The sequence below is a fragment of the Streptomyces sp. NPDC007189 genome, from assembly GCF_040703635.1.
Classification (GTDB): Bacteria; Actinomycetota; Actinomycetes; order Streptomycetales; family Streptomycetaceae; genus Streptomyces.
The window spans coordinates 528,279-553,749 of record NZ_JBEYEY010000001.1; the positions used below are offsets into that span (position 1 = coordinate 528,279).

Sequence of the window (25,471 nt, forward strand, 5' to 3'; positions counted from 1 at the left end):
ACTCCGTCACTCCGTCACTCCGTCACTCCGTCACTCCGTCACCTGAACAATGCACCGATTGCTGGCCACCCCCGCCGCCGTGACCACCTGCACCTCCACCGCGCCGGGTTCGACCTCGACCGGGACGGGGACGGTGAGGACGGTGTCGGTGGGGTTGCGGAAGCCGCCGGTGACGGGGACCAGGGGGACATGGACGTCGACGTTGCCGATGCGGACCACCATGCGGGAGAGCCGGTCGGCGCTGTGGGCGCCGGGCGGCACGAAGCCGGCGCCGCGGATCTCGATGTCGTCGCCGGTGCGGATCGGCCCGTCCAGGTCGCCGGGTTCGCGGGCGCGCACGACGGAGAGGACGACCGGGCGGCCGCCCTCGGCGTACTTGCCGGCCAGGTAGGTCGCGGCCGAGATCAGCACCACCACGCCCAGCCCCCAGGGCAGGTCGGGCAGCTGGTCGGGGCGGCGGGCCAGTCGTACGGCGGCGAAGAGCAGGGCGACGGCGCTGATCGCGACGTACTGGATGTCGGTGAAGGCGCCCCGGCCGGAGTCGTCGGTGAGCAGGTCGGCGGCGCGCGGCCGGTGTGCCGGGAGTTTCTGCAGCCGCTGGGCCTGGATGCGCAGGCCGACCACCCGGCGGACCAGGACGGCGATGCCGCACACCACGGCGAGGACGGTCACCACACCCGCTCCGTGCGCCAGACCGAGGCCCGAGATCAGCGCGTCGCGTTCGGCGTGGTCGGAGGCGGCGGCCAGGCGGGCGGCCAGCAGCAGGACGGCGTAGCCGACGAACAGCACCCAGCAGGCGGCGACGGTACGGGAGGTGGACATGCGGTTGTCCTCGCCGATCACCGGGGCCAGCGCCCCGCCACGTGCCCGATGGAACCAGGAGGCGGCAGTGAGCACACCGGCGACTACGAGCGCGGCGGCCAGGGCAGCGGTGCGGGCGCCCGACCAGCCGCCGCCCGCGGTGAGTGCTTCGCCGAGCAGCAGCGCGAGGACCGCCCCCCACACGACGTACACCGTGCGCAGCCACAGCCGGGCGAGCCAGGCCTCGCCCTGGGCGCGGCCGCGTCCGGCGACGGCCTCCGCGCGCTGGGTGAGTTCCTCGGAGACCCACTGGCGGGATGCCGAGGCCGAGTGCGCCACCGCCGCGGGCAGGCCCTGCCCGGCGGCGAACTCGTCGCGCCGGCGCAGGAACGCGGCGACGGCCCGCCGGTGTCCCTCCCGGACGCCGTGCGGACAGTCCCCGCAGGTGCAGCCGCCCTCGTGGACACCCTGGGTGTCCATGCCCTGTCTCGCGTCCTGCACCGCCACGACCGGCGCCCGCCTTCCCCACAACCGTCCGGCACGGCCGGCGGGCCCTCGGTGGAGGGTCCAGCCGCCCGTGCGACTCCCCTGCGCTGAGAGCGAATTGTGCCCTACGGCCGGACGCCCAGGACGTCCGGGCCGGGTCAGGGCGGGTGAAGTACGGGCCGCCGTGTTGACCTGGCTGCGAGAATTTCCCGCTGGAGGCGGACCAGGGGGCCGGCGGGGCTCAGCTGAGCAGGTCGGGTTCGCTGCGGCTGATGTCCTGCCACAGGGGCTGGTAGTTGATCCAGGCCACCAGGTCGCCGCCGAGCTGTTCCCGGGTGGCGACGGCCAGCTTGTGGTCGATGAGGACGGGGCGGCCGGCCGCCTTCGCCGTCAGCTGCACCTGGGAGGACTTCTCCATGGACAGGAACCACCAGGCGGCGGCGTCCACCGAGTCGCCGACGGTGAGCAGCCCGTGGTTGCGCAGCACGAGCGCCTTGCGGGAGCCGAGCGCCCCGGCGATGCGGCGGCCCTCCTCGACGTCGACGGTGACGCCGGAGTAGGCGTCGTAGAGGGCCACGTCCTCGTAGAAGGCGCAGCTCTCCTGGGTGATGGGGTCGATCAGCTCGCCGAGGGCGGCCAGGGCGCGGCCGTGCACGGAGTGGCAGTGGGCGACGGCGACGACGTCCGGGCGGGCGGCGTGCACCTGGGCGTGCACGGTGAAGGCGGCCTGGTTGACGTGGTAGCGGCCCTCGACGACCTGCCCGTCCTGGTTGGCGAGGACGAGATCGCTGACGGTGACGTGCCGGAAGGGCATTCCGAACGGGTTGACCCAGAAGCAGTCGGAGAACTCCGGGTCGCGGGCGGTGATGTGCCCGGAGACCCCGTCCTCGAGCCCGGCCCGCCCGAAGATCCGCAGGGCGCCGGCGAGCCGCTCCTTGCGGTGCCGGCGCTCGTCCTCGACCGACTCGAACATCGGCGGCATGGCGAACCGCAGCTGGTCGGTGGGCAGCGGCAGGGGCGGGGTGGGCCCGTGCATAGGTCCTCCAGCGCTGGAATTGCTGTACGCGCCGGAAGTTACCGTCGGTCAGTGCAAAAGGGCAGGTCTGTTTTGTAAAGATGACGTACGCGACGAATACACGACAGAGGATGTCCGGTTTGCCGTTGACACTGCTCCCATGATTCCTGCGAACTGGGCGGCCTTCACCACCGCCGAACCCGAGCTGGCCGCACTCGTCGAGCAGCGCTTCCGCGCGTTCCGCCACCATGTCCTCGCCACCCTCCGCAAGGACGGCTCACCGCGTACCAGTGGCCTGGAGGCCGACTTCCGCGGCGGCGAGCTGTGGCTCGGCATGATGGCGGACTCGCTCAAGGCCCTAGACCTGCGCCGCGATCCGCGCTTCGCGCTCCAGGCGAACCCGGGCGAGGGCACGGACATGGGCGGCGGTGACGTGCGCATCGCGGGGCGGGCGCACGAGGTCGGGGGCGAGCGGAAGTCCGGTTATGCGAAAGAGGTGGAACCGCCGGAGCCGTTCCACCTCTTCCGTGCCGAGCTGACGGAGGTCGTGCGGACCTGCGTCGAGGACGACCGCTATCTGGTCGTCCAGGTCTGGACGCCCGGCGAACCCGTGCGCACGATCAGGCGCACCTGATCACACGCGCCCGGGGCCTACTCCCACTCGATGGTCCCCGGCGGCTTGGAGGTCACGTCGAGGACGACGCGGTTGACGTCCCGGACCTCGTTGGTGATCCGGGTCGAGATGCGGGCCAGCACGTCGTACGGCAGCCGGGACCAGTCGGCGGTCATGGCGTCCTCGGAGGACACCGGGCGCAGCACGATCGGGTGGCCGTAGGTGCGGCCGTCGCCCTGGACGCCGACCGAGCGGACGTCGGCGAGCAGGACCACCGGGCACTGCCAGATGTCCCGGTCGAGGCCGGCCGCGGTCAGCTCCTCGCGGGCGATCGCGTCGGCCTCGCGCAGCAGGTCCAGGCGCTCCTTGGTGACCTCGCCGACGATGCGGATGCCGAGACCCGGGCCCGGGAACGGCTGGCGCTGGACGATCTCCTCCGGCAGGCCCAGCTCCTGGCCGACCATCCGGACCTCGTCCTTGAACAGCTTGCGCAGCGGCTCGATCAGCTTGAACTCGAGGTCCTCGGGCAGGCCGCCGACGTTGTGGTGGGACTTGATGTTGGCGGTGCCGGTGCCCCCGCCGGACTCGACCACGTCGGGGTAGAGGGTGCCCTGGACCAGGAACTCCACGGCCGGGCCCTCGTCGGCGATGATGTCCGCCTGCGCCTGCTCGAAGACGCGGATGAACTCACGGCCGATGATCTTGCGCTTCTCCTCGGGGTCCGAGACGCCCTTGAGAGCGGTCAGGAAGCGCTCCTCGGCGTCCACGACGACCAGCTTGACGCCGGTCGCGGCCACGAAGTCCTTCTCGACCTGCTCGGTCTCGCCCTTGCGCATCAGGCCGTGGTCGACGTACACGCAGGTCAGCTGGTCGCCGATGGCGCGCGCGACGAGCGCGGCGGCCACGGCGGAGTCCACGCCGCCGGACAGGCCGCAGATCGCGCGCTTGTCGCCGACCTGCGCGCGGATGGCCTCGACCTGCTCCTCGATCACGTTGCCCGTGGTCCAGGTCGGCTTCAGACCCGCGCCGCGGTACAGGAAGTGCTCCAGCACCTGCTGGCCGTGCGTGGAGTGCATGACCTCGGGGTGGTACTGGACGCCGTACAGCTTCTTGTCGTCGTTCTCGAAGGCGGCGACCGGGACGACGTCCGTGGACGCGGTGACCGCGAAGCCCGCGGGGGCGGCGGAGCAGGCGTCGCCGTGCGACATCCACACGTGCTGCTCGTCCGGGGTGCCCTCGAAGAGGGTGGAGGAGTTCTTCGAGACGTGCAGGTCGGTACGGCCGTACTCGCGGGCGCCGGTGTTGTCGACCGTGCCGCCGAGGACCTGCGCCATCAGCTGGAAGCCGTAGCACATGCCGAAGACGGGGACGCCGGCCTCGAAGATCTCGCGGTCGAGACGGGGGGCGCCCTCCTCGTACACGGACGAGGGGCCGCCGGAGAGGATGATCGCCGCGGGCTTCTTGGCGAGCATCTCCTTCACCGGCATGGTGCTCGGCACGATCTCGCTGTAGACCCGCGCCTCGCGGACGCGACGGGCGATGAGCTGGGCGTACTGCGCGCCGAAGTCGACGACCAGGACGGTGTCCGGGGTGGCGGCAGTGGGAGTCGCTGATGACACGGGGTGCCTTCTGGTGGTCGGGCGGGGGTCTGTGCTAACGAGTTTAGCGGGGCCGACGCAAAGCCTTCCCCTGGACTTCGAGGCAGGCCCGGACGTCGTGACCGGCCCGGACCTCGCCGTGGCATACTGTGCCCATGCTTCAGCACACGACCTTCGTCTTTACCTATGGCACCCGGCCCGCCGGCTGCCATGGTCGTGCTGCTTGAGCGAACAGCCAAGCGACTTCCCAGGCGCCCCGGGCCGACAAGGCCCGGGGCGCCTGTCGTTTTCCGGGTCCTGCCGTTCCGGGGCGTCACCGCCACCTTCACCAGGAGCCCCGACATGACCACCACGACCCCGGAAGAGACCGCCACTCCGGAGGAGACCATCGCCGGCGCCCGTGAGCGCATCGACGTGCTCGACGACCGGATCATCGGCCTCATCCAGGAGCGGATGGCCGTCTCCGCCGTCGTCCAGCAGACCCGCATCGCCGCCGGCGGACGCCGGGTGAACCTCTCCCGCGAGATGGAGATCCTCGGCCGCTACCGGGAGGCCCTGGGCAAGCCGGGCACGACCCTCGCCATGACCCTGCTGGAGCTGTGCCGGGGCCGCATCTGAGCAGCGTCCGATGCGCATCCGCGTCGCATCCGTGTTCGAACGCCGTCTCACCCGTACGGCGCGTGACCGGCCCCCGCGGCGCTTCGTTGAGCGGGGTGTCCGTGCCAGCCAGGGGCGGGCCCGACAGAACCACGCGTGGCTCGCTGGAGCGATGAGGCGTACGGGTCGTGCCGTACGCCGTGGGACCTCGCTCCAGGGAAGTGACCGGACGGCAGGGGACAGCAGCCCGGTCACCAAGAGAACGGCCGGCTCCGGGGACGCCCGGGGCCGGCCGGCGGAAAACTGCACAGACGCACCAGTGCCGGGTCACCCGCCGGGTCCCCGCGCCGATCACGGCATTGCTGCACCGTCCGCCTCCCCTGAGGCGGGACCAATGAACCAGCGGCGCATCCCCCCGGCGCCGCTCCCCAGGCACCGGCGCTGCCCTGACGCCGGTGCTGACCATCAGAAGGGCCCCGCGGTCTCTCCGTCCCGCGGGGCCCTTCGTCATGCCCCGGGGCCCTCCGACGCGCTGACGGCCCTCCCTGCGCGCGCCGACGGCCGCCCCGTGTGCCTGTGACTCACGCCACATGAATATTCCGTGCGCCGGGGCAACCCTTCGCGGCCCTCGCCGATCAAACCTGCCGAATCAACAATCCGGCCGGATCTTGAGCGAGACCGGCCGGATCGACAGACCGGCAAGAGGGACCTGCCTTCGGAGGGGGATGCAGGTCCCTCTGCCTCTTCGTACGCCTTCTTCTTTCTTCGCTTACTTCTTCGCTTGCTTCTTCGGCGGTACGGCCGGCATCCCCAGGAACGGCAGCCGCAGCGCGCCGAACGCCTCCGCCGGAACCGCCGGGGCCTGCGGCTCCACCGGCTTCAGCCGCTCGTACGCCGCGCCCTGCGCCGGCCGCGGGTCCTCCTCCCCCTTGTTCGGCCAGAAGGACATGGCGCGCTCGGCCTGTGCGGTGATCGTCAGCGAGGGGTTCACGCCCAGGTTCGCCGAGACGGCGGCGCCGTCCACGACGGAGATGCCGGGGTGGCCGTACAGCCGGTGGTACGGGTCGATCACGCCGGTCTCCGGGGAGTCGCCGATGGGGCAGCCGCCGAGGAAGTGCGCGGTGAGCGGGGTGCCCATCAGCTCGCCGACGTTGCTGCCGGCGAAGCCGTTGATCTCGGCGGCCAGCGCGGAGGCGGCCTCGGTCGCGGCCTTGATCTGCTTGGGGTTCGGGGCGCCGTGGCCCTGGCGTGCGGTCAGCAGCCCCTTGCCGACGCCGTCCGGCTTCAGGTACGTCGTCAGGGAGTTGTCCAGCGACTGCATGACCAGGCCGATGATGGTCCGCTCGGACCAGCGCCGGTTGGACAGGGAGCGCAGCACCAGCAGCGGGTGCCGGGCCGCGTTCGCCAGCCAGGCCAGCGCGCGGGAGGAGCCCTCGGCGTAGGGCACCTGGAGGATCGACAGACCGCCCATGGAGTTCGAGCCCTTGCCGTAGCGGACCGGCTCGATGTGGGTGTTCTCGTCGGGGTGGATGGACGACGTGATCGCGACGCCGCGCGTGAAGTCGGCCCTCGGCTCGCCGGTCGCCTTGCGGTAGCGGCGGTTGTCGGTCTGCGCGCCGACCAGCGCCTCGGAGTTGGTGCGGGTCAGGTCGCCGAGCCGCGGGGACAGGTACGGCAGCTGGCCGCCCGTCTTCATCCGGTGCAGCAGGGTCTGCGTGCCGTAGGTGCCGGCCGCGAGGACGACCCGGCGCGCGGTGAAGAGCCGGCCCTCGCCCTTCTTCTTCCGGTCCGTCGGCAGGGTGGCCACCGCGTACCCGCCCCGCGAGTCGTCCGTGACGGACACCACCGTCGTCATGGGGTGGACCACCGCGCCCGCCTTCTCGGCGAGGTAGAGGTAGTTCTCGTTCAGGGTGTTCTTCGCGCCGTGCCGGCAGCCGGTCATGCACTCGCCGCACTCGGTGCAGGCGTTCCGGGCCGGGCCGGCGCCGCCGAAGTACGGGTCGTTCACCTGCTCGCCGGGCCGGGCCTTCGTCTTGCCGTCCGCGTCCTTGCCGTCGCCGAAGAAGACGCCGACCGGGGCGAGATGGAAGGTGTCGCCGACGCCCATCCGCTCGGCCGCCGCCTTCAGGTGCACGTCGGAGGGCGTCATCGTCGGGTTGATCCGTACGCCGAGCATGCGCTGGGCCTGGTCGTAGTACGGCTTCAGCTCCTCCTGCCAGTCGGTGATGTCCCGCCACTGGGGGTCGTCGAAGAAGGCCTTCGGCGGGACGTAGAGGGTGTTGGCGTAGTTGAGCGAGCCGCCGCCGACGCCCGCGCCGGCCAGCACCATCACGTTGCCCAGCAGATGGATGCGCTGGATGCCGAACATGCCGAGCTTCGGGGCCCACAGGTAGTTCTTCAGGTCCCACGAGTTCTTCGGCAGGGAGTCGCGGGTGAAACGGCGGCCCGCTTCGAGCACGCCGACCCGGTATCCCTTCTCGGTCAGGCGCAGGGCGGACACCGAACCGCCGAACCCCGAACCGACCACGATGACGTCGTAGTCGTACCCGTCCTCGTCCCGGGTCTGGACAGACTTCTCCTGCGACACGTGCTCTCCTCGTTGAGAACGGGGGGTTTTGCGAACGGGGTTGGCGGACGGGGGACTTCCAGCGGAAGCGGGGGCTTCCAGCGGGAGACGGGGACTTCTAGCGGAAGCGGAACGCCTTCATCAGCCGCAGGCTCGTGCTCATGAAGCGGGCGTAGCCCTCGTCCGTCATGCCCAGGGAAGGCGCCATCGGCAGCAGCCGCTGCTGGGCCACCGTCTGCGCCTCCGTGTACTTGAGGATGCCCTCGGAGCCGTGGCGGCGGCCGAGGCCGGAGTCCTTCATGCCGCCCATCGGGGACTGCACGCTGCCGTAGGCGGGCGCGTAGCCCTCGTTGACGTTGACCGTGCCGGTGCGCAGCCGGGCGGCGATCTCCCGGCCGCGCCGGGCGCTCCTGGTCCAGACGGAGGCGTTGAGTCCGTACGGCGTGGCGTTGGCGCGCTCGACCGCCTCGTCGTCGCTCTTGAACCGGTAGATCGAGACGACCGGCCCGAAGGTCTCCTCCTCGCACACGGACATGGAGCTCTCGACGCCGTCCAGGATGGTCGGCTCGAAGAAGTACGGGCCGATGTCCGGCCGGGCGACGCCGCCCGCGATCACCTTCGCGCCCTTCGCGACGGCCTCCTCGACATGCCGCTGGACGGTCTTCAGCTGGCGTTCGCCGACCAGCGAGCCCATGTCGGCGCCGTAGGCGAGGCAGTTGCCGAGCCGCATGGCCCTGGTGCGGGCGGCGAAGCGCTCCAGGAAGGCGTCGGCGACCGACTCGTGGACGTAGAGCCGCTCGATGGAGATGCAGAGCTGTCCGGCGGAGGAGAAGCAGGCGCGTACGGCCCCGGCGGCGGCCTTCTCGATGTCGGCGTCGTCGAGGACCAGCATGGCGTTCTTGCCGCCGAGTTCGAGGGAGACGCCGACCAGGCGGGCGGCGGCGCCCTGGGCGACCTCGCGGCCGGTGCGGGTGGAGCCGGTGAAGGAGACGTAGTCGGCGTGCTTGACGACCTCGGGGCCGACGACCGGGCCGTCGCCGAGCACCACCTGGAAGACGCCCTCGGGCAGCCCGGCCTCGATCAGCAGGTCACGCGCCCACAGCGCGGTCAGGCAGGTCTCGGTGTCCGGCTTCATCACGACCGCGTTGCCGGCCACGAAGGCGGGCAGCGCGTCGCCGACGGACAGCTCCAGCGGGTAGTTCCAGGGGGCGATCTGGCCCACGACGCCGCGCGGGTGGCGGACCTCGGTGACCTTCGTCAGCGTGGGGACGGCGCCGGTGTGCCGCTTGGGCCGCAGATAGGCGGCGGCCCGGCGGCCGTAGTGGCGGGCCGCGACGGCGACGGCCTGCACCTCCTCGTGCGCGTGCAGCCGGGCCTTGCCGGTCTCCAGCTGGATCAGGTCGAGCACCTCGGCCTGCCGCTCGAGCACCAGGTCGTGGAAGCGCAGCAGGACGGCGGCCCGCTGCCGTACCGGGGTCTTCTCCCACACGGCCTGGGCGGCGCGAGCGGCCTCGAAGGCCTTCTGTACGTCCTCGGGGGTGGACTCGGGCAGGTCGGCCAGCTTCTCGCCGGTGAACGGGGTGTGGTTGGCGGTACGGCCGGAGCCGGTGACGCCCTTGGTGAGCTGGGCCACCAGTTCCGGGGTGACCACGTCGGCGGCGGTGCGCACGCCTTCGGGGGCGGGCGCGAGCGGGTTGGTGCCGGTGCTGTCCGGGGCCTGCGTGTCCGTCATGACGCGCAGGGTATGCCGCGCCGCAGCCTTTGTGTACCCGTCGGTAACGGGGATTCACCGAGTGCTCACATGCTGCCAGTGATCACTGGCGGCGAATGTGCTGATCAGGGTGTTGGCACGGTGACGGGCGGAAGGATCAGTCGAGTCCGGCTTTTCTCGCCAGCAGCATCCCGAGAGTGGTGCGGGGGGTACGGCGACGGGGGGCGGCGGAAGCGGGGGCAGGAGCGGCATCCTGCGCGGCGTCCGGATCGGGGGCGGTGGTCGTCGGACCAGGCCGAGCGGGGGGAGCGGGCGCCGGGGCGGTTCCCGCGGGCGTCACCTGGGCGGGGTCAGGGGCGGTTCCCGCGGGCGTCACCTCGGCGGGGTCGGGTGCGGTGTCGGCCGGCGTCGCCTGAGCGGGGTCCGGGGCGGTTCCCGCGGGCGTCACCTGGGCGGGGTCGACTGCGGTTCCCGCGGGCATCGCCTGAGCGGGGTCCGGGGCGGTGTCCGCCGGCATCGCCTGGGCGGGGTCCGGGGCGGTTCCCGCCGGGGCGGCGGGTGTGACGCCCAGGTACGACCGCAGTGCCGCCGTCACCTCCTCCGCCCCCGGCCGTGCCTCGGGCTCGTCGGCGTGCAGCCGGTCCAGCAGGGGGCCCAGCGGGCCGGGGTCCGTGTCCGCGAGGGCGGCGCGCAGCAGGGCGCCGAGGGACCACAGGTCGGAGGCGGGCCCGGCGCCGGGCCCGGCGGCCCGCTCGGGGGCGGCGAAACCGGCGGGCACGGCTCCCGGGTGCCCGTCGCCGGTGCCGAAGTCGGTGACGACCACCCGCCCGGTGCCGGACTCCAGCAGCACGTTGGCCGGTTTGACGTCCCGGTGCACGATGCCGACGGCGTGGGCGGCGCGCAGCGCGCCGAGGACGGCGAGCCCGATCCGGGCGGCCTCCGGGACCGGGAGCGGGCCGCGCCGCAGCACCTCCCGCAGCGACTCCCCCTCCACCAACTCCATGACGATCCACGGGACATGGCCCTCGGTGACGACGTCGTACACCGTGACGGCGGAGGGATGGCGCACCCGGGCGGCGGCGCGGGCCTCCCGGTAGAGGCGGTGGGCGATACGGCGGCTGTCCTCGTCGTCGGCCGGATCGCCGGGCAGCGACGGCTCCTTGAGGGCGACCCGCACGCCCTCGTGCTGTACGTCCCGGGCCCGCCAGACGGTTCCGGTGGGACCCGATCCGAGGCGTCCGGCCAGCCGGTAGCGGCCCCCGATCAGCCGTGCGTCGGGCGGGTGTTCGCCGTCTCCACTCATGTCACATGAGTACCGTGAGCACCATGCCCTTGTCGAAGGGGGACACGGCCGGCGCAAGCAGTCCGGCCGTCGCGGGTCACCGCTTGTCGATGTCCAGGTTCGCGATCGCCGCCTCGGCCACCTGCCGGCCGCGGGCCGTGACGTCGCCCTTGTTCGGATACCCGACGGTGAGCTTGTACAGGTCCCCGCCGCTCGTGCGGTAGTAGAAGATCTGCAGTTCGCGCGGGCTGGGGCGGTCGCCGTTGCTGGTCTTGTACACGACGGTGTTCTTCGCGGCCTCCTTGCCGTGGTACGTCGCGGTGTCGTCCGGGTGGGTCTTCGCGCCGCCCGGCATGTCGAGGTCGTATGCGCCGTCGCCGCGGAACTTCTCGTCGTCGTCGTACATCTGGGACCGCGCGGTGTTCTTGATCTCGCCCAGGGTGTCCTGCGACTTCCTGGCCAGCTCCAGCCTGATCCACACCGCGCCGCTGAAGTCCTCGTACGTCACCCAGTTCTGGTCGGAGTCGTTCTTCTCGGGCCTGATCTCCTGGTAGCTCGCGGGGGCGGCGACGGTGGCGCCGAGCCGCGTCACCTGGTGCTTCGTCCAGCCGTCGGGCAGCGGGCCCGCGAACGGGTCGGCGAGCACCAGGTACGCCGCCACCGCCGCCGCGACCAGTGCCGCGCCCACGCCGAGCCACGCCTTGCGGCCGAGGCGCCGGGGCCGGGCGGCGGGGGCGGCCGTCGGGACGGCCAGGGTCGGCGCCGGCGGCGCCGGGGGCTTGGCCGCCTCCTCCAGCAGCGCCTTCACCCGGTCCGCCGCCGGCCGGTGCTCGGGGTCCTTGCGGAGCAGTCCGTCGATGACCTCGGCCAGCGGGCCGGAGGCGGCGGCGGGCGGGGCCGGGGTGGAGTTGAGGACCGACTGCAGGGTGGCCGGGGTGTTGCTGCGGCGGAACGGGGAGACGCCCTCGGTGGCCGTGTAGAGCAGCACGCCCAGGGACCACAGGTCGCTCGCCGGGCCGGGCCGCCGGCCCAGCACCCGCTCCGGCGCGATGTACTCCGGGGAGCCGACGAAACCGCCCGTGTCCGTGAGCCGGGTGTCGCCCTCGATCCGGGCGATCCCGAAGTCGGTGAGGACGACCCGGTCGTACCGGCCGAGCAGGACGTTGTCGGGCTTGACGTCCCGGTGCAGGACGCCCGCGGCGTGCGCCGCCTGAAGCGCGCCGAGCACCTTCAGGCCGATCCGGGCGGCCTCCCGCGCGTCCAGCGTGCCCTCGCGCAGGACGTCGCCGAGGGTGCGGCCGTGCACCAGCTCCATGACGATCCAGGGCCGGCCGTCGACGACCGCGACGTCATGGACGTTCACCACCGCCGGATGGTCGAGCCGTGCCGCCGCGCGTGCCTCGCGGCGCATGCGCTCGAAGGCGTTGGCGCGTTCCCGTTCGGGAAGGTCGTCCGGGATGCGGGGTTCCTTGACGGCGACCTCGCGGTCCACCACCTCGTCCTTGGCCCGCCACACGGTCCCCATCCCACCGTGGCCCAGCCTGCCGAGCAGCCGGTAGCGCCCGGCGATGAGCCGCCCGGCGCCGGGATCCAGGGGCGCATGGGGTTCCGAAGCCGGTTGCGGGATCGGGTGCGTGCGCGGCTGCGGCGGTTGCAGAACAAAACTCGTCGTGTCGTCGGTCTCGTGACCGACTCCCCCGTCACTGCTCATGGTTCATCCATATCGCGCCACCGGCCGCCACAGCCACAGGGAATGCGATCCGGTCACAGACCCGTGACCGAGCGGCCGTTCAGGAACCGGCCCGGAAGGTGTCGACCGCCACGTCGAAGTACTCCTTCGCCTCGCGCACCTTGCCGACCGGCGCCGACACCCACACGTCGTACATCCGCCCGGCCTCCTCCCAGCACAGGTCATAGGTGTGGCGGGGGCCCTCGGCGGCGCTGAAGCCGTTCCAGGTGAACTCCCAGAGCACGGCCGGGTGTCCGTCGTGCGTGGTGCGGGTGATCCGGCCGTCGTGGTAACCGGGGTTGGTGGACGGGCCGCCTGCGGCCGAGCGCTCCATCACGCCCTGCGGACCGCCGGGCTGGGGATCGGCGACCTTGACGCCGAGCCGGAAGGTGCTGCCCGGTGAGAGATAGAAGACGCGCTCGCCCTGCGGGCTGCGGGTGAAGTCGTCCGGTACGGCCAGCGAGAAGCCGGCCGGATCGCGGGACGTACGGTAACCGGAGGGCGCGGTCGGCGGGCCGGTGCGGCCCGAGCCGGTGGCGGTCGGGCGTGCCGTGGTGGACGCCGGGCCGGAGGCGGAGGGTGTCGTGGGCGCGGTGGCGCTCGTCCCGGTCCCGGTCGCCGTGGCCGCCGTCGGGGAGGTCGGCGTGCCGCCGGGGGTGCCGCCGCGCCCGCCGCCGTCCCGGTGCAGCAGCAGTGCCGCCGCCGACACACCGGCCCCGGCGAGGGCGGCGACCAGCAGGGCGGCGACCAGCACCCCGCGCGTGGAAGGCGCCCGGGCCGGGGCGGGCTGCGCGGCCGGCCCGGAACCGGGCGGCGGCTGCGCCGTGCCGTGCGGCACGTCCAGCTGGGTCGGCGAGTACGGCGCACCGGCGCTCTGCGCACGACTCGGTGTGAGGCCCCCGCCGATCCGGTGCATCAGACCGGAGGCGGTGCCGGCGGCGGGCGACGGCCCCGCCTGCGGTGTCCGTCCGGTCTCCAGGTACGTCCGCAGCATCTGCTCGGCCTCCGCAGCGCCGAGCCGCCGGTCGGGATCGCGTTCCAGCAGGCCCCGTACGACCGGCAGCAGCGGCCCGGCCTCGGCGGGTGGCCGGATCTCGGCGGCGACCACGGCGTGCAGGATGCCGCCGAGCGAGTCGCGCCGGAACGGCGACTCCCCGCTGAGCACCGTGCACAGCAGCGCCCCGACCGACCACAGGTCGGACTCCGGCCCGGTGCGCACGCCGGACATCCGCTCCGGCGCGGTGTATTCGGGCGAGCCGACGAAGGAGCCGGTCTCGGTGAGCGTGGTGGCGCCCGCGACCTGCGCGATGCCGAAGTCGGTGAGCACGACCCGGCCGGTGTCGGACTCGATCAGCACGTTGGCGGGCTTGATATCCCGGTGCAGCACCCCCGCCTCGTGCGCGGTGCGCACCGCGCTGAGCAGGGCGATGCCGATCCGCGCGGCCTCGGCGGCGTCGACGGGGCCGTCCCGGGCGATCCGGTCGGCGAGCGAGGTGCCCTCGATCAACTCCATGACCAGGTACGGCCGTTCGTCCTGCTCCACCACGTCGTGCACGACGATGATGTGCGGATGCCGCAGCTGGGCCACGGCCCGCGCCTCACGAAAGGTGCGGTCCCGGCGGCGCCGCGCGTCCTCCTCGGCGAGGGAGTCGTCGGGGAGGAGCTCCTTGACCGCGACACGCCGGCCCAGCACCTGGTCGACGGCCCGCCACACGACGCCCATGCCGCCGCGCCCGATGCGTGCCTCCAGACGGTAACGGCCCGCGATCATCCGGAAGTCGGCGCCCTCGGTCCCCATGGGCCCATCATGCCTCACCGGACCCGCGCGCTCCGGGGCGCCGATCGGCCAAGCCGGGCCGAACGACCAGCGGTTTTCGGCCGTATCGGCGTCGTACGGCCCCCGCCCGGTGGCCCAATGGCGGGGCGTCAGCCGGCGGGCGGCTCCTGCCAGCTCTGCAGCACCCACCTGAACTGCTTGCTGGTCTTCGCCCAGTCCTTGGCGGGCGTGGAGATGTAGATGGCGTACTCGGTGCCGGAGCTCGCGAAGTACGTCTCCTCGATCGCGTGGCGCGGACCGGCGACGTGCGGCGGGTCCTTCTGCAGCGCGTACCAGGTGTACTCCCACAGCGAGCCGGTGCGGTCGCGGTAGGTGTTCTGCTTCAGGGCCACGCGCTTGTAGTCGACCAGCCGCTGCAACTGCGCTTCCAGATTCAGCTGGTGGTGGTAGGCGTCGGCGAAGTCGGACGCGGTGTCGACGGCGATGCGGACGAAGTGGTAGCCCCCGTCGGGGCTGTAGTCGATCTGCTTGAGGCTGTCCTTGCGGCCGCCCGTGGGCTTGACCACCGACCGCTTCCAGCCCTTGGGCGTGGAGAGGCTGAAACCGAGCGGGTCGTGGTGGACCTCCCAGTCGGCGGGCACGGTCCCGGTACCGCCCGGCGTGGCGCTGCCGCTCGCCGAGGGCGAGGTGGTGGCCGGACCCGCGCCCCCGCCCGACCGGGTGTTCTGCTGCGAGCCGCCCCACTGCTGGAAGGCCACCGCCGCGCCACCGCCGAGCACGGCCGCGAAGGCGACGACGAGGGCGAGGGTGCGCAGCCGGCGCCGGCGCCGTACCGGCGTCGGGTTCTGCGGCGCGGGTGCCACGGCCGTCGGTCCGGTCGTGGAGCGGCCCGGCGCCGCCGGCGCTCCCGGGCCGTAGCCGGAGGCGGTTCCGGCGGGCTGGTATCCGGGTGCCTGGGCGGTGGGGCCGGTGGGGCCGTGACCGAACGCGGCACCGGAGGCGGTGCCGTAGCCCGGGTCGGACGGGTTGCCCGCGCCCGCCGCGTGCAGGCCCGAGCCCTGGGTCGGGATGAACGCCTGGGCCGTGTGCGGGCGGCGGCCCTCCGCCGCCTCGGCGAGCATCTGCGCCGCCTCCTCCGCGCTCGGCCTGCGCTCCGGCTCCTTGCGCAGCAGGGCGGCTATGACGGGGCCGAGCGCGCCGGCGTGGCGCGGCTCGTCGGCCTCCTCCTCGACGACCGCCTGCATGGTGCTCAGCGGTGAGGTGCGGCGGAACGGCGACCGGCCCTCGACCGCCGTGTAGAGCGTGGCGCCGAGCGCCCACAGGTCCGAGGCCGGGCCGGGATCGTGGCCGCGCACCCGCTCGGGCGCGAGGTAGTCGACCGAGCCGACGACCTCTCCGGTGCGGGTGATGGTGGAGTCGCCCTCGATCTGGGCGATGCCGAAGTCGGTGAGCAGCACCCGGCCGTCGCGGCCGAGCAGCACGTTGCCGGGCTTGACGTCCCGGTGCAGCACGCCCGCGGCGTGCGCGGCGCGCAGCGCCCGCAGCACCCACAGCCCGATGCGCGCCGCCTCCGGCGGCTCGATGCGGCCCCGCTCCTTGACGGCGTCGGCCAGCGAGTTGCCCTCGACCAGTTCCATGACGATCCACGGGCGGCCGTCGTGTTCGAGGACGTCGTGCACGGTGACGACGGCGGAGTGGTTGATGCGCGCCGCGGCGCGGGCCTCCGCCCGGGTGCGGGCGAGCAGGACGGCCCGGTCGCTGTCGGAGACGTAGAGCGCGGCGGTCAGCTCCTTGACGGCGACCGCCCGGTGGAGCACCTCGTCGTGGGCGCGCCACACCCGGCCCATGCCGCCGCTGCCGATGGATTCGGCGAGCCGGTAGCGGCCCGCTATCAGCAGGCCCTGCATCTGATTCACGTTGCCCCGCAATGCTTTTGACAGGGTCAGACTAAGGACCGGCCCACCCGCTGGGAACCAGCGGGGTACCAAGGTGACAGCACTGTGACGCTTGTCGCCGCCCGAACCGGACAGGAGCGGCCCACCGGTATACGCGGCGCTCAACCCGTGTAGCGGTACGTCGCCGTCGCCTGCTCGTACAGCCGGGTCACCTGGTCCCGCTGGGCCTCCGGGCCGCGCACCTGGATGATGTGGTAGCGGCCGTTCAGCAGGATCGCCATGTTCCGCACGAACAGGTCGCGGCCCTGGCCGTCGGTCCAGGTGAACTGCCCCTCGGCCATGGTCCGTCCGCCCACCTCGATGGTGCGCAGTCCGGTGGCCGTGGCCCAGCTGGAGTCGCGGTACGGCTGGAGTTCGCGCTCCTTGTCGCGCTGATAGGCCATCGGGTCGCCGCCGTAGGCGGACGCGCCGTCCCGCCCGGGGACGACGACCAGCTCGAAGTTCCCGTGCGCGTAGACGACTTCGCCGCTGCCGTTCTTCGGGGTGCGGCCCCAGCCCTGGGCGACGGCGACCGTGAAGCCCTCGGGGTCCTTGCGCAGGGTGAACCCGTCGGCGGCGGACGGGTCGCCGCCGGTCTGCGGTTCGGTGGCGGGGGCGGAGGCGGAGGGGGTGCCGGTCTGCTGCGGGGAGGGCTTGTGCGTGGCCGAGGGCGCGGGGCCCGCCTCCCCCGCGCTGCCGGTGCGGTCGCTGCCCGCGGCCCCGCTCTCGCCCTGCTTCGGCATGAACAGCAGCGCGTACGCGATCGCGCCGGCCAGCAACAGCAGGATCAGCACGAGCAGGATCCGGCCGAGACTGCGCGGTGAGCGGGCCTCCCGCTGGGCGCGTTCCCGGGCCCGCTTGTGCCGGCCGTGCGACGGGTGGGTTTCGGGCAGCCGTGCGCGCCGCCGCCGTATCCGCACCAGCTCCCCGCGGCGCCGGACGACCGGCAGCCGGCTCGGGTCGGCGGGCGGCACCGGTACGACATGGGCGCCGGCGTCCGGCTCGGGCGCGGAGCGCACCAGCGAGCGCAGCCAGCCGCTCAGCTCCTCGAAGTCCGGGCGCTCGGTGGGGTCCTGACGCAGCAGCGACTCCACGACCGGCCTGAGCGGGCCGCACTCCTCGGCGAACGCGGGCGGCTCGGCGCACACCAGCTGCACCAGCTCGGCCGTCGACTCCTCCGGGTACGGCGCGTGTCCCTGCACCGCCCGGAACAGCAGCGCACCCAGCGCCCACAGGTCGGTGGCGGGCCCGACCGGCGCCGCCAACTGCCAGTTCTCGTGCACCGGTCCGGCCTGCTCCGGCGCCCACCGCTCGGTCACCGGGCCGACCACGGTCATCCGCACCTGCCGCGCCCGCTCGGCGGCCAACGCGGTGCCGCCGCCACGCCGGGCGCCGCCCAGGGGGGCTCCGGCGCCGTTCCAGTGCGCGGGGGCGGCGGCGGTGGGGTCGGGCGCCGGGGACTGGCCGGGGACGGAGGGGGGACCGGGATCCTCTGGTGCCGCGGGAAGGCCGGGGCGCCGGCTGCCGCTGGGCAGGGGTGGGGAGGCGTCGGGGGCACCGGGGTGCGGGGAGGGGACGCCAGGGCGTGGGGATGCGCCGTGCCAGGGGGCGCCCCGCACTCCGTAGGGGTCGGCGATCCGACCGAGCGGCGTGGTGGTGTCCGGCCGGCCGGGGTACTCCGGCCGCGCCGTACCCTCGGCGCCGGTGTCGCCCTCGGCGGGCGGCCTGGCGGCGGGCAGGGCGGCGCGCCCGTTCTGCCGGGCCTCCTGCACCCGCGCGGCGGCACGCGCGCCCGCGCGGTACGCGGCGATGGCCCCGGCGCGCGCGGCACGGATGTCCGCGCCGTTCGCCGGCTGCCCCTGCCCCGCCGGGCCGGGCGCACCGCTGCCGCCGGACACGCCGTCGGCCACCGGCACCGGCAGCCCGCCGGCCGCCCTCGCCTGGATCGCGGCCCGCCGCGCGGCCTCGGGATCGACGTCCGCGGAAGGGACGTGGGCCTGGACTCCGGCGGGGGCTTGGGAGGGGACTTGCGTGGGGGCCCCGGAGGCCACTCCGGTCGACCCGCCGGTCGCCCCGCCGGTCACACCGTCGGTCGCCGCGCCGGGCACACCGCCCGGGCGGCCCTCCAGGCCGAGGGCCTCCCCCCGGCCCCCCTCGAACGGCGCCGGCTCAGCGCCCGAGCCGGAGCGGGCGCCCTGCGGCCCCGGCCCCGGTCCTCCGGCCACCGCGCCGGGCGCGCCGCCCGCCGTACCGTCCTGGGCCGGCACCGGGTCGTACCCGCACAGCGCCTCCTCCGCGGCGCCGACGGCGAGGCCGGTCAGCATCACCCGGCCGTCGTCGCAGACCAGCACCGTGCGCGGGGTGATGTTGCGGTGCACCCAGCCGTGGGCGTGCAGGACCCTCAGCGCCATGAGCACGTCGGCGGCGACCTCCGCCGCCCGGTACGGCGACAGCGGCTGCTCGGCGAGCAGCGCGGCCAGCGGGCGTGCGGCCACCAGCTCGCTGACGATCCACAGCGACCCGCCCTCGGCGAACACGTCGAAGACCTGGTCCAGGCGCGGATGGTCGGGGATGCGGGCCGCCGCCTGCGCGGCCTCGACGGCCCGCCGCACGGCGGGGTCGGCGGGCCGCCGGGTGGCGGTCCGGGCGTCCGCCGTCCGCCGCGCCCCGGCCCCGACACCGGCCCCGCGCTCACGTGCGGTGAAGCCCTCGGGCAGTCCCTCGGCGTCCAGCACCTCCGCCTCGACGACCTCCGGCAACGGCACCTGACGGACCAGCACTTCCTGGCCGCTGTAGGTGTCGAAGGCGCGGGTCTCGGTGAGTTCGTACTCGTCGGACGGCGGCAACGGCAGGCGGTAGCGGTCGGCGAGCACCCGGCCCGCGTAGTCCTCCACGTTGCCTCCCCCGGCCGCCCGGTCGGTCACATCCGTTCGCCTCGCGGCCCGTTTCGCACACGCTTCCGGCTGCGTACGGTCCGCAACCATTCACGATACGTGCCGGAGACAACCCGCACGGAGTGGATGACGGATTCTCACGCCCCAAACCGGCGTCCGCCGTCTACGACTTGGGCTTGAAGGAGCCGGTGAGCGTCTTCCAGGTGTCCTTGCGCAGCGCGCTGTCCCAGTCCGCCGCCTTCGCGGTGTACATCAGTCCGTAACCGAGGTGGCCGCCCACCACGAACCCGCGGTCGATGGTGCGGTACTCGGTGCCGCCGTCGACATAGGTGAACTCCCAGTCGGCCGTGTTCCAGTCGCGGTAGTCCACCTTCTCGATGCGGACGCGGTGGTACTGGGCGCGCACCATGGCGTGCTCCTGGTTCTCCCAGTCCGCCACCGGGTCGCTCTTGGGGCTGCCGGTCCAGCCGATGAGCAGCTTCTGCCCGTCGGGGCCCGTGTAGCGGTCGCCCGCACTGCCCGTGGACCGGTACGACCATCCCTTGGGCAGCCCGATCGAGTACCCCTGGCCGCCCTTGCGGGTCGACACCACCGGCGCGCTGGTGCCGCCCTGGGCACCGGAGGCGCCGGTCGAGGCGGTGGCGCCGGTGGACGCGCTCGCGTCGACGGCGGTGCCCGACGCCGAACCGGCGCCGCCCGGCGACGGGTTCGCCCCGCCCGTGCGGGCCGCGCCGCCCGTCGCCCTGTCGCTCTTGTCCCGCTCGGTGGACGCGCTGATGCTCGCCGCCGCCTTGGCCCCGCCGCTCTTACCGCCCTTGTCGCCGCCGCCGAAGGCGAAGGCCAGGACGGTGCCGAGCACGGCCAGGACGATCACCACGGCGATGATCACCAGGGTGCGCCGGGGCACCACGTCGGTCAGCGGCGCTCTGGGCACCGGGCGCGGCGGCAGGTCGAGGTCCGGCGGCGGCACCACCGGCCAGCCGGAACTGGGCTTGTTCGCGCTGGAGTTCGGCACGGCGGCGGCACCGGCGGCCGGGCCGCCCTGCCGACCGGCGGTTCCGGCGCTTCCGGAGACGGCGCCGGGGCCGGGGCTGCCGGAGGAGACCGGCCGCGTCCCGCCCGGGGTGCCGGGTCGTGCCCCGGCGGCGATGCCTCCCGGAGCCGCCGCCGCACCGGCACGCGCGGCGGCCGTGTCCGCGCCGCTCTTCGTCCGGGCCGACGCCGCCGCGCCGGCCGCGCCGGCCGCCTTGCGGACCGCGCGCAGCGCGCCGCGCAGCTTATCCGCGGGGTCCTCGCCCCGCTTGGCCACGCCCCGCCCGTCTTCGGCCGGCCCGGGCTGCGCCGGCAGCGGCACCACCCGCGTGGCGTCCAGCGGCTGCGGCTCGGGCGCGTGGATCACCGCGTTGAGCATCGCCCGGGCCCCGGCGTCGTCGAGCCGCTTGGCCGGGTCCTTGGTGAGCAGGCCGTAGATGACGTCCTTGAGCGGGCCCGCGTTCTTGGGCTCCTCCAGGGGTTCGGTCATCACCGCGGTGAGCGTGGCGATCGCCGAGCCCTTGTCGTACGGGGGCACGCCCTCGACCGCCGCGTACAGCAGGCCGCCCAGCGACCACAGGTCGGCCGCGGGGCCCGGCTTGTGGCCGCGGGCGCGCTCGGGGGAGATGTAGGAGGGGGCGCCGACGAGCATGCCGGTTGAGGTGATGGAGGGGTCGCCCTCGACCTGCGCGATGCCGAAGTCGGTGAGCACGACCCGGCCGTCCTCGGCGATGAGCACGTTGGACGGCTTCACGTCCCGGTGCAGGATGCCCTGGCGGTGCGCGGAGCGCAGCACGTCGAGGATGGCGAGCCCCACCTCGGCGGCGCGCCTCGGCTCCAGCAGGCCGTCCTCGCGGATGACCTCGGCGAGGGACTTGCCCTCCACCAGCTCCATGACGATCCACGGCCGGTCGTCCTCGTCGACCACGTCGAACACCGTCACCGCGCTGTTGTTGCGGATCCGGGCGATCGCCTTGGCCTCGCGCAGGGTGCGCGTGATCAGGCGCCGCTTCTCCTCCTCGTCGATGTTCGACGGGAACCGCAGCTCCTTGACGGCGACCGTCCGGCCCAGGGTCTCGTCCTCGGCGCGCCAGACCGTGCCCATCCCGCCCCGGCCCAGCACGTCTCCCAGCCGGTACCGCCCGGCGAGAAGACGGCGCTCGCTCTTGTCCTGACGAGTCCCCTGACGAGATGTCCCCGCCCGCTCCGCCTCCGACATGCGTCCCCTCATACAACCCGCCCTGACAGAGCCTCCATTGTCTCTCACCCGCCAAGTGCCGAGCGCCCAGGGTGCCCCTGATCGCGGCCCCGGCCCCGCGCACCGGAAACCCCCCGGAAGCGACCGTTCCGCCTATCGGGACGAGGGGCTGCAAGAGCGGAGGAAACGGCAGGTTGACGCCGTATCAGGCGCTGCCGCCGGGGCGGCCCGCAAGGGTTCCGCCCAGCCCTGTGTCGCTACAGCGGCACGATGTCCGGGGCGCCCAGCCGCGCCGCGTCCGCCGTGAGGTCGTCCGGCTGGCGCTGGGACTCGCGCTCGGCCTCCACCCGTTTCTCGTAGTGCTGGACCTCGCGCTCTATCTGGTCCTTGTCCCAGCCGAGGACCGGCGCCATCAGCTCGGCCGCCTCGCGGGCGCTGCGGGTGCCCCGGTCGAAGGTCTCGATGGAGATGCGGGTGCGGCGGGTGAGGACGTCGTCCAGGTGCCGGGCGCCCTCGTGCGAGGCGGCGTACACCACTTCGGCGCGCAGATAGTCGTCGGCGGCCTGCAGCGGTTCACCGAGGGCGGGGTCGGCGGCGATGAGGTCCAGGACCTCCTCGGCCAGGGAGCCGTACCGGTTCAGCAGGTGTTCCACGCGGGCCACGTGCAGTCCGGTGCGGGCGGCGATCCGGGCGCGCGCGTTCCACAGCGCGTGGTAGCCCTCCGCGCCCAGCAGCGGGGTCTCCTCCGTCACGCAGTCGGCGACCCGCATGTCCAGGCCGTGCACCGCCTCGTCGACCGCGTCCTTGGCCATCACCCGGTAGGTGGTGTACTTGCCGCCCGCCACGACCACGAGGCCCGGCGCCGGGTGGGCGACCGTGTGTTCCCGGGACAGCTTGCTGGTGGCGTCGGACTCGCCGGCGAGCAGCGGGCGCAGCCCGGCGTACACACCCTCCACGTCGTCGCGGCCGAGGGGCACCGCGAGCACCGAGTTGACGTGCTCCAGCAGGTAGTCGATGTCGGCGCTGGACGCGGCCGGATGGGCCTTGTCCAGGTTCCAGTCGGTGTCGGTGGTGCCGATGATCCAGTGCCGGCCCCAGGGGATCACGAAGAGGACGGACTTCTCGGTGCGCAGGATCAGGCCGGTCGAGGAGTGGATGCGGTCCTTGGGCACGACCAGGTGGATGCCCTTGGACGCGCGGACGTGGAACTGGCCGCGCTCCCCCACCATGGCCTGGGTGTCGTCGGTCCACACGCCGGTGGCGTTGACGACCTGCTTGGCGCGGATCTCGTACTCCCCGCCGCCCTCCACGTCCCGCACCCGGGCGCCGACCACCCGCTCGCCCTCGCGCAGGAACCCGGTCACACGCGCGCGGTTGGCCACCTTCGCGCCGTACGACGCCGCCGTGCGCACCAGGGTGGCCGTGAAACGGGCGTCGTCCATCTGGGCGTCGTAGTACTGCAGGGCGCCGACCAGGGCGTCCTTCTTCAGGCAGGGGGCGACCCGCAGGGCCTGGCGGTGGCTCAGGTGGCGGTGCAGGGGCAGGCCACGGCCGTGTCCGCGCGCCATGGACATCGCGTCGTACAGGGCCACGCCCGAGCCCGCGTACAGCCGCTCCCAGCCCTTGTGCTGCAGCGGGTACAGGAACGGCACCGGCTTGACCAGGTGCGGGGCGAGCCGCTCCAGGAGCAGGCCGCGCTCCTTCAGGGCCTCGCGGACGAGCGTGAAGTCCAGCATCTCCAGATAGCGCAGACCGCCGTGTATCAGCTTGCTGGACCGGCTGGAGGTGCCCGACGCCCAGTCGCGGGCCTCCACCAGACCGGTGGACAGGCCGCGGGTGACGGCGTCCAGCGCGGTGCCGGCGCCGACCACTCCGGCGCCGATCACCAGCACGTCCAGCTCCCGCTCCGCCATCGCCGCCAGTGCCTCGGCGCGCTGTGCCGGGCCCAGAGTCGCTGTCCTCACGCTGCCTCCCGCTGTCGCAGACTCGCTCGCGTCGGCCGCACCCGGTGGGCGAAGCCCGGTCCATCCCCTCCCCATGCCCAAATTCTGACCGGATCGCCCGACTTCAGCCACCACGGCAGCCGAACCTGTGGACAACTCGCGCACAACCCCTCGGAAGACACACGAACACAATCACACATAACAGTCATATGTGTATCTAGCCTGGCATCGCACGCGCTCATCTCGTCCACAGCGGTTGCGCAACTGTCCCGCTTCGGCTATCGGGAAGGACGGCCCACGCCATGCCCGCAGACCTCGCCGTCATCGGACTCGGCCCCTACGGCTTGCCGCTCGCCCAGGCCGCAGTCGCCGCAGGCATCTCCACCATCGGCTACGCCACCGGACCCGAGGCGGGCTCGCTCAGCCCCGCCGAGCTGCGCCGGATGCACTCGGGCGGATTCCGGCCCGGCACCGACCCGGCCCAGCTCGGGCGGGTGCGCACCGCGGTGATCTGCGCGCCGACCCCGCGCGGCGCCGACGGCGGACTCGACCTCGGCCAGGTGGAGGCGGCCGCCCGCGCCCTCGCCGAGCGGCTGCGCCCGCACACCACGGTCATCCTGGAGTCGCCGGTGCTGCCCGGCACCACGGAGGACTTCCTGCGCCCCCTGCTGGAGAAGGGCTCCGGGCTGCGCGCCGGCCGCGACTTCCACCTCGCCTACTCGCCCAGCCGGGTCGACCCCGGCAACCGCGACCACACCCCCGCCGGCACGCCCAAGGTCATCGGCGGCCTCACGCCCGCGTGCACCGAGTCGGCCGCCGCCTTCTACGGCCGGCTCACCGACAAGGTGGTACGCGCGCGTGGACTGCGCGAGGCGGAGACCGTGCAGCTGCTGGAGACCAACTTCCGGCACGTCAACATCGCGCTCGTCAACGAGATGGCCGTGCTCTGCCACGAGCTGGGCGTCGACCTGTGGGACGTCATCCGGTGCGCCGAGACCAAGCCCTTCGGCTTCCAGGCGTTCCGCCCCGGACCCGGCGTCGGCGGGCACGGCGTCCCGCAGGACCTGACCGGCCACGCCACCCGCACCCTGCGCATGGTGGAACTGGCCCAGCAGGTCAACAGCCGGATGCCCCGGTACGTCGTGCAGCGCGCCGCCACCCTGCTCAACGAGCACGGCAAGTCCGCCCGCGGCGCGCGCGTGCTGCTGCTCGGCGTCACCTACAAGCCCGACCTCGCCGACCAGCAGGGCACTCCGGCCCAGGAGATCGCGATCCGGCTGATGGAGCTGGGCGCCTCGGTGAGCTACCACGACCCGTACGTGGCGTCCTGGACCGTCCTGGACCGGCCGGTCCCGCGCGCGGACTCGTTCTACGAGGCCGCCGCCGACGCCGACCTGACGATCCTGCTCCAGCAGCACCGGACGTACGACCTGCAGGGGCTGTCGGTGAAGGCCCAGTTGCTGCTGGACACCCGTGGGGCCACGCCCACGGGGGCGGCGCACCGGCTCTGAGCCCGGCGCCGCCGGGCCCCGCCCGGTCACGAACGGAAAACAGCCGGGGGCGTTGTCGTCCCCGGCTGTTAATCTCCCCCGGACTCGCGGCACACGCGCGTGCCGGGGTTTTTCGTTTTCCTTGGTCAGTTTGTGATCCACATGGATCCATATCGGGGGGATTTCTGTCATGAGCCAGTCAGTTCCGTCGGCGCAGCCACCGCAGCCCGGTCCGGCCGACGGCAACCCGTACGCCCAGCAGGCCCCGGCCGGCGCGCCGTACCCTCCGCAGCCCGGCGCCCACCCCGCCCAGGGCGCCTTCGCCCCGCCGGCGCCGGCCGCCGCGGGCCGGAACAACGCCGTTCTCGGCATCGTCGCCGCGGTCGTCGCCGCCGTGGTCACCGCCGCGATCTACGGCCTCGTCATCGGCACCACCAAGCACGAGATCGGCTACGCGGCCGTCGGCGTCGGTTTCGTCGTCGGTCTCGCGGCCGGCAAGGCGGGCGGCCGCAACCCGGCCCTGCCCGTGGTCAGCGCGATCCTGGCGCTCGGCTCGGTGTACGTCGGCCAGCTGGTGGGCGAGGCCATGATCGGCGCCGACCAACTGCACGTGAGCTTCAGCGAGCTGTTCTTCCAGCACATCGACGTGGTGCAGAAGGTGTGGAAGGAAGACGCCGATCCGCTGACCTTCCTGTTCTTCGCCATCGCCGCGTTCGCCGCGTTCTCCGGCGCCAAGAAGGCCGCCGCGTAACCGCCTTCCCGCACGCGACAGGGGCCCGGCCACCTCCTCGGTGGCCGGGCCCCT

General features: G+C 73.5%; 16 protein-coding genes. 4 read left to right on the forward strand and 12 right to left on the reverse strand.

The window, feature by feature from the left end:
- Positions 1-30 precede the first annotated feature (30 nt).
- Together AB0950_RS02415 and AB0950_RS02420 are read right to left on the reverse strand one after the other, a co-directional pair.
- Entirely contained in the window at positions 31-1,308 is a 1,278-nt protein-coding gene (locus AB0950_RS02415; RefSeq protein ID WP_366777615.1) for a hypothetical protein, read from the reverse strand.
- 220 nt (positions 1,309-1,528) lie between these two features.
- Positions 1,529-2,323 carry a class II aldolase/adducin family protein gene (locus tag AB0950_RS02420; RefSeq protein WP_360149428.1) on the reverse strand — a complete coding sequence of 265 codons (795 nt, stop codon included), beginning with the start codon at positions 2,321-2,323 and terminating at the stop codon, positions 1,529-1,531.
- A 139-nt stretch (positions 2,324-2,462) separates the two neighbouring features.
- Between AB0950_RS02420 and AB0950_RS02425 the strand changes: the two genes are divergently transcribed.
- On the forward strand, positions 2,463-2,936 hold the full coding sequence (locus AB0950_RS02425) for a pyridoxamine 5'-phosphate oxidase family protein (RefSeq protein ID WP_360149431.1): 474 nt from the start codon (positions 2,463-2,465) through the stop codon (positions 2,934-2,936).
- A 17-nt stretch (positions 2,937-2,953) separates the two neighbouring features.
- On the opposite strand, the gene guaA is transcribed toward AB0950_RS02425, so the two are convergent.
- Positions 2,954-4,534 carry a glutamine-hydrolyzing GMP synthase gene (guaA, locus tag AB0950_RS02430; RefSeq protein ID WP_360149434.1) on the reverse strand — a complete coding sequence of 527 codons (1,581 nt, stop codon included), beginning with the start codon at positions 4,532-4,534 and terminating at the stop codon, positions 2,954-2,956.
- A 321-nt stretch (positions 4,535-4,855) separates the two neighbouring features.
- On the opposite strand from guaA, the gene AB0950_RS02435 reads away from it, so the two are divergent.
- Complete coding sequence (locus AB0950_RS02435) at positions 4,856-5,131, forward strand: chorismate mutase (RefSeq protein WP_366777616.1); 276 nt, start codon at positions 4,856-4,858, stop codon at positions 5,129-5,131.
- Positions 5,132-5,879: 748 nt separating this feature from the next.
- Here AB0950_RS02435 and AB0950_RS02440 read toward each other — a convergent pair.
- The 9 genes from AB0950_RS02440 to AB0950_RS02480 form a co-directional block, all read right to left on the reverse strand.
- A complete protein-coding gene (locus AB0950_RS02440; RefSeq protein WP_366777617.1) occupies positions 5,880-7,697 on the reverse strand; it encodes a GMC family oxidoreductase in 1,818 nt (605 codons plus the stop codon).
- A gap of 97 nt (positions 7,698-7,794) precedes the next feature.
- Positions 7,795-9,408: a succinic semialdehyde dehydrogenase gene (locus tag AB0950_RS02445; RefSeq protein WP_360574619.1), complete on the reverse strand. Its 1,614-nt coding sequence runs from the start codon at positions 9,406-9,408 to the stop codon at positions 7,795-7,797.
- Between the two features lie 136 nt (positions 9,409-9,544).
- Positions 9,545-10,690, reverse strand: a complete 1,146-nt coding sequence (locus AB0950_RS02450) for a protein kinase (protein ID WP_366777618.1) — start codon at positions 10,688-10,690, stop codon at positions 9,545-9,547.
- A gap of 76 nt (positions 10,691-10,766) precedes the next feature.
- Positions 10,767-12,380, reverse strand: a complete 1,614-nt coding sequence (locus AB0950_RS02455; RefSeq protein WP_360149449.1) for a serine/threonine-protein kinase — start codon at positions 12,378-12,380, stop codon at positions 10,767-10,769.
- A 79-nt stretch (positions 12,381-12,459) separates the two neighbouring features.
- Positions 12,460-14,196 carry a serine/threonine-protein kinase gene (locus tag AB0950_RS02460; protein WP_366777619.1) on the reverse strand — a complete coding sequence of 579 codons (1,737 nt, stop codon included), beginning with the start codon at positions 14,194-14,196 and terminating at the stop codon, positions 12,460-12,462.
- A 128-nt stretch (positions 14,197-14,324) separates the two neighbouring features.
- Complete coding sequence (locus AB0950_RS02465; RefSeq protein ID WP_360149456.1) at positions 14,325-16,082, reverse strand: protein kinase; 1,758 nt, start codon at positions 16,080-16,082, stop codon at positions 14,325-14,327.
- Positions 16,083-16,231: 149 nt separating this feature from the next.
- Positions 16,232-19,003: a protein kinase gene (locus tag AB0950_RS02470; protein ID WP_360574622.1), complete on the reverse strand. Its 2,772-nt coding sequence runs from the start codon at positions 19,001-19,003 to the stop codon at positions 16,232-16,234.
- Positions 19,004-19,166: 163 nt separating this feature from the next.
- Entirely contained in the window at positions 19,167-21,254 is a 2,088-nt protein-coding gene (locus AB0950_RS02475) for a serine/threonine-protein kinase (RefSeq protein ID WP_366777620.1), read from the reverse strand.
- 236 nt (positions 21,255-21,490) lie between these two features.
- Positions 21,491-23,197, reverse strand: a complete 1,707-nt coding sequence (locus tag AB0950_RS02480) for a glycerol-3-phosphate dehydrogenase/oxidase (RefSeq protein ID WP_360149465.1) — start codon at positions 23,195-23,197, stop codon at positions 21,491-21,493.
- Between the two features lie 281 nt (positions 23,198-23,478).
- Between AB0950_RS02480 and AB0950_RS02485 the strand changes: the two genes are divergently transcribed.
- Positions 23,479-24,687, forward strand: coding sequence for a nucleotide sugar dehydrogenase (locus AB0950_RS02485; protein ID WP_360149468.1), 1,209 nt, complete (start codon positions 23,479-23,481; stop codon positions 24,685-24,687).
- 169 nt (positions 24,688-24,856) lie between these two features.
- Entirely contained in the window at positions 24,857-25,417 is a 561-nt protein-coding gene (locus AB0950_RS02490; protein ID WP_366777621.1) for a hypothetical protein, read from the forward strand.
- Positions 25,418-25,471: the final 54 nt, after the last annotated feature.

Excerpts from the sequence above, each read along its gene's own strand:
- AB0950_RS02420 (WP_360149428.1), bottom strand. The coding sequence starts at position 2,323 with ATGCACGGGCCCACCCCGCCCCTGCCGCTGCCCACCGACCAGCTGCGG.
- AB0950_RS02425 (WP_360149431.1), top strand. The coding sequence starts at position 2,463 with ATGATTCCTGCGAACTGGGCGGCCTTCACCACCGCCGAACCCGAGCTG.
- AB0950_RS02435 (WP_366777616.1), top strand. The coding sequence starts at position 4,856 with ATGACCACCACGACCCCGGAAGAGACCGCCACTCCGGAGGAGACCATC.
- AB0950_RS02445 (WP_360574619.1), bottom strand. The coding sequence starts at position 9,408 with ATGACGGACACGCAGGCCCCGGACAGCACCGGCACCAACCCGCTCGCG.
- AB0950_RS02450 (WP_366777618.1), bottom strand. The coding sequence starts at position 10,690 with ATGAGTGGAGACGGCGAACACCCGCCCGACGCACGGCTGATCGGGGGC.
- AB0950_RS02455 (WP_360149449.1), bottom strand. The coding sequence starts at position 12,380 with ATGAGCAGTGACGGGGGAGTCGGTCACGAGACCGACGACACGACGAGT.
- AB0950_RS02460 (WP_366777619.1), bottom strand. The coding sequence starts at position 14,196 with ATGGGGACCGAGGGCGCCGACTTCCGGATGATCGCGGGCCGTTACCGT.
- AB0950_RS02465 (WP_360149456.1), bottom strand. The coding sequence starts at position 16,082 with ATGCAGGGCCTGCTGATAGCGGGCCGCTACCGGCTCGCCGAATCCATC.
- AB0950_RS02475 (WP_366777620.1), bottom strand. The coding sequence starts at position 21,254 with ATGTCGGAGGCGGAGCGGGCGGGGACATCTCGTCAGGGGACTCGTCAG.
- AB0950_RS02485 (WP_360149468.1), top strand. The coding sequence starts at position 23,479 with ATGCCCGCAGACCTCGCCGTCATCGGACTCGGCCCCTACGGCTTGCCG.
- AB0950_RS02490 (WP_366777621.1), top strand. The coding sequence starts at position 24,857 with ATGAGCCAGTCAGTTCCGTCGGCGCAGCCACCGCAGCCCGGTCCGGCC.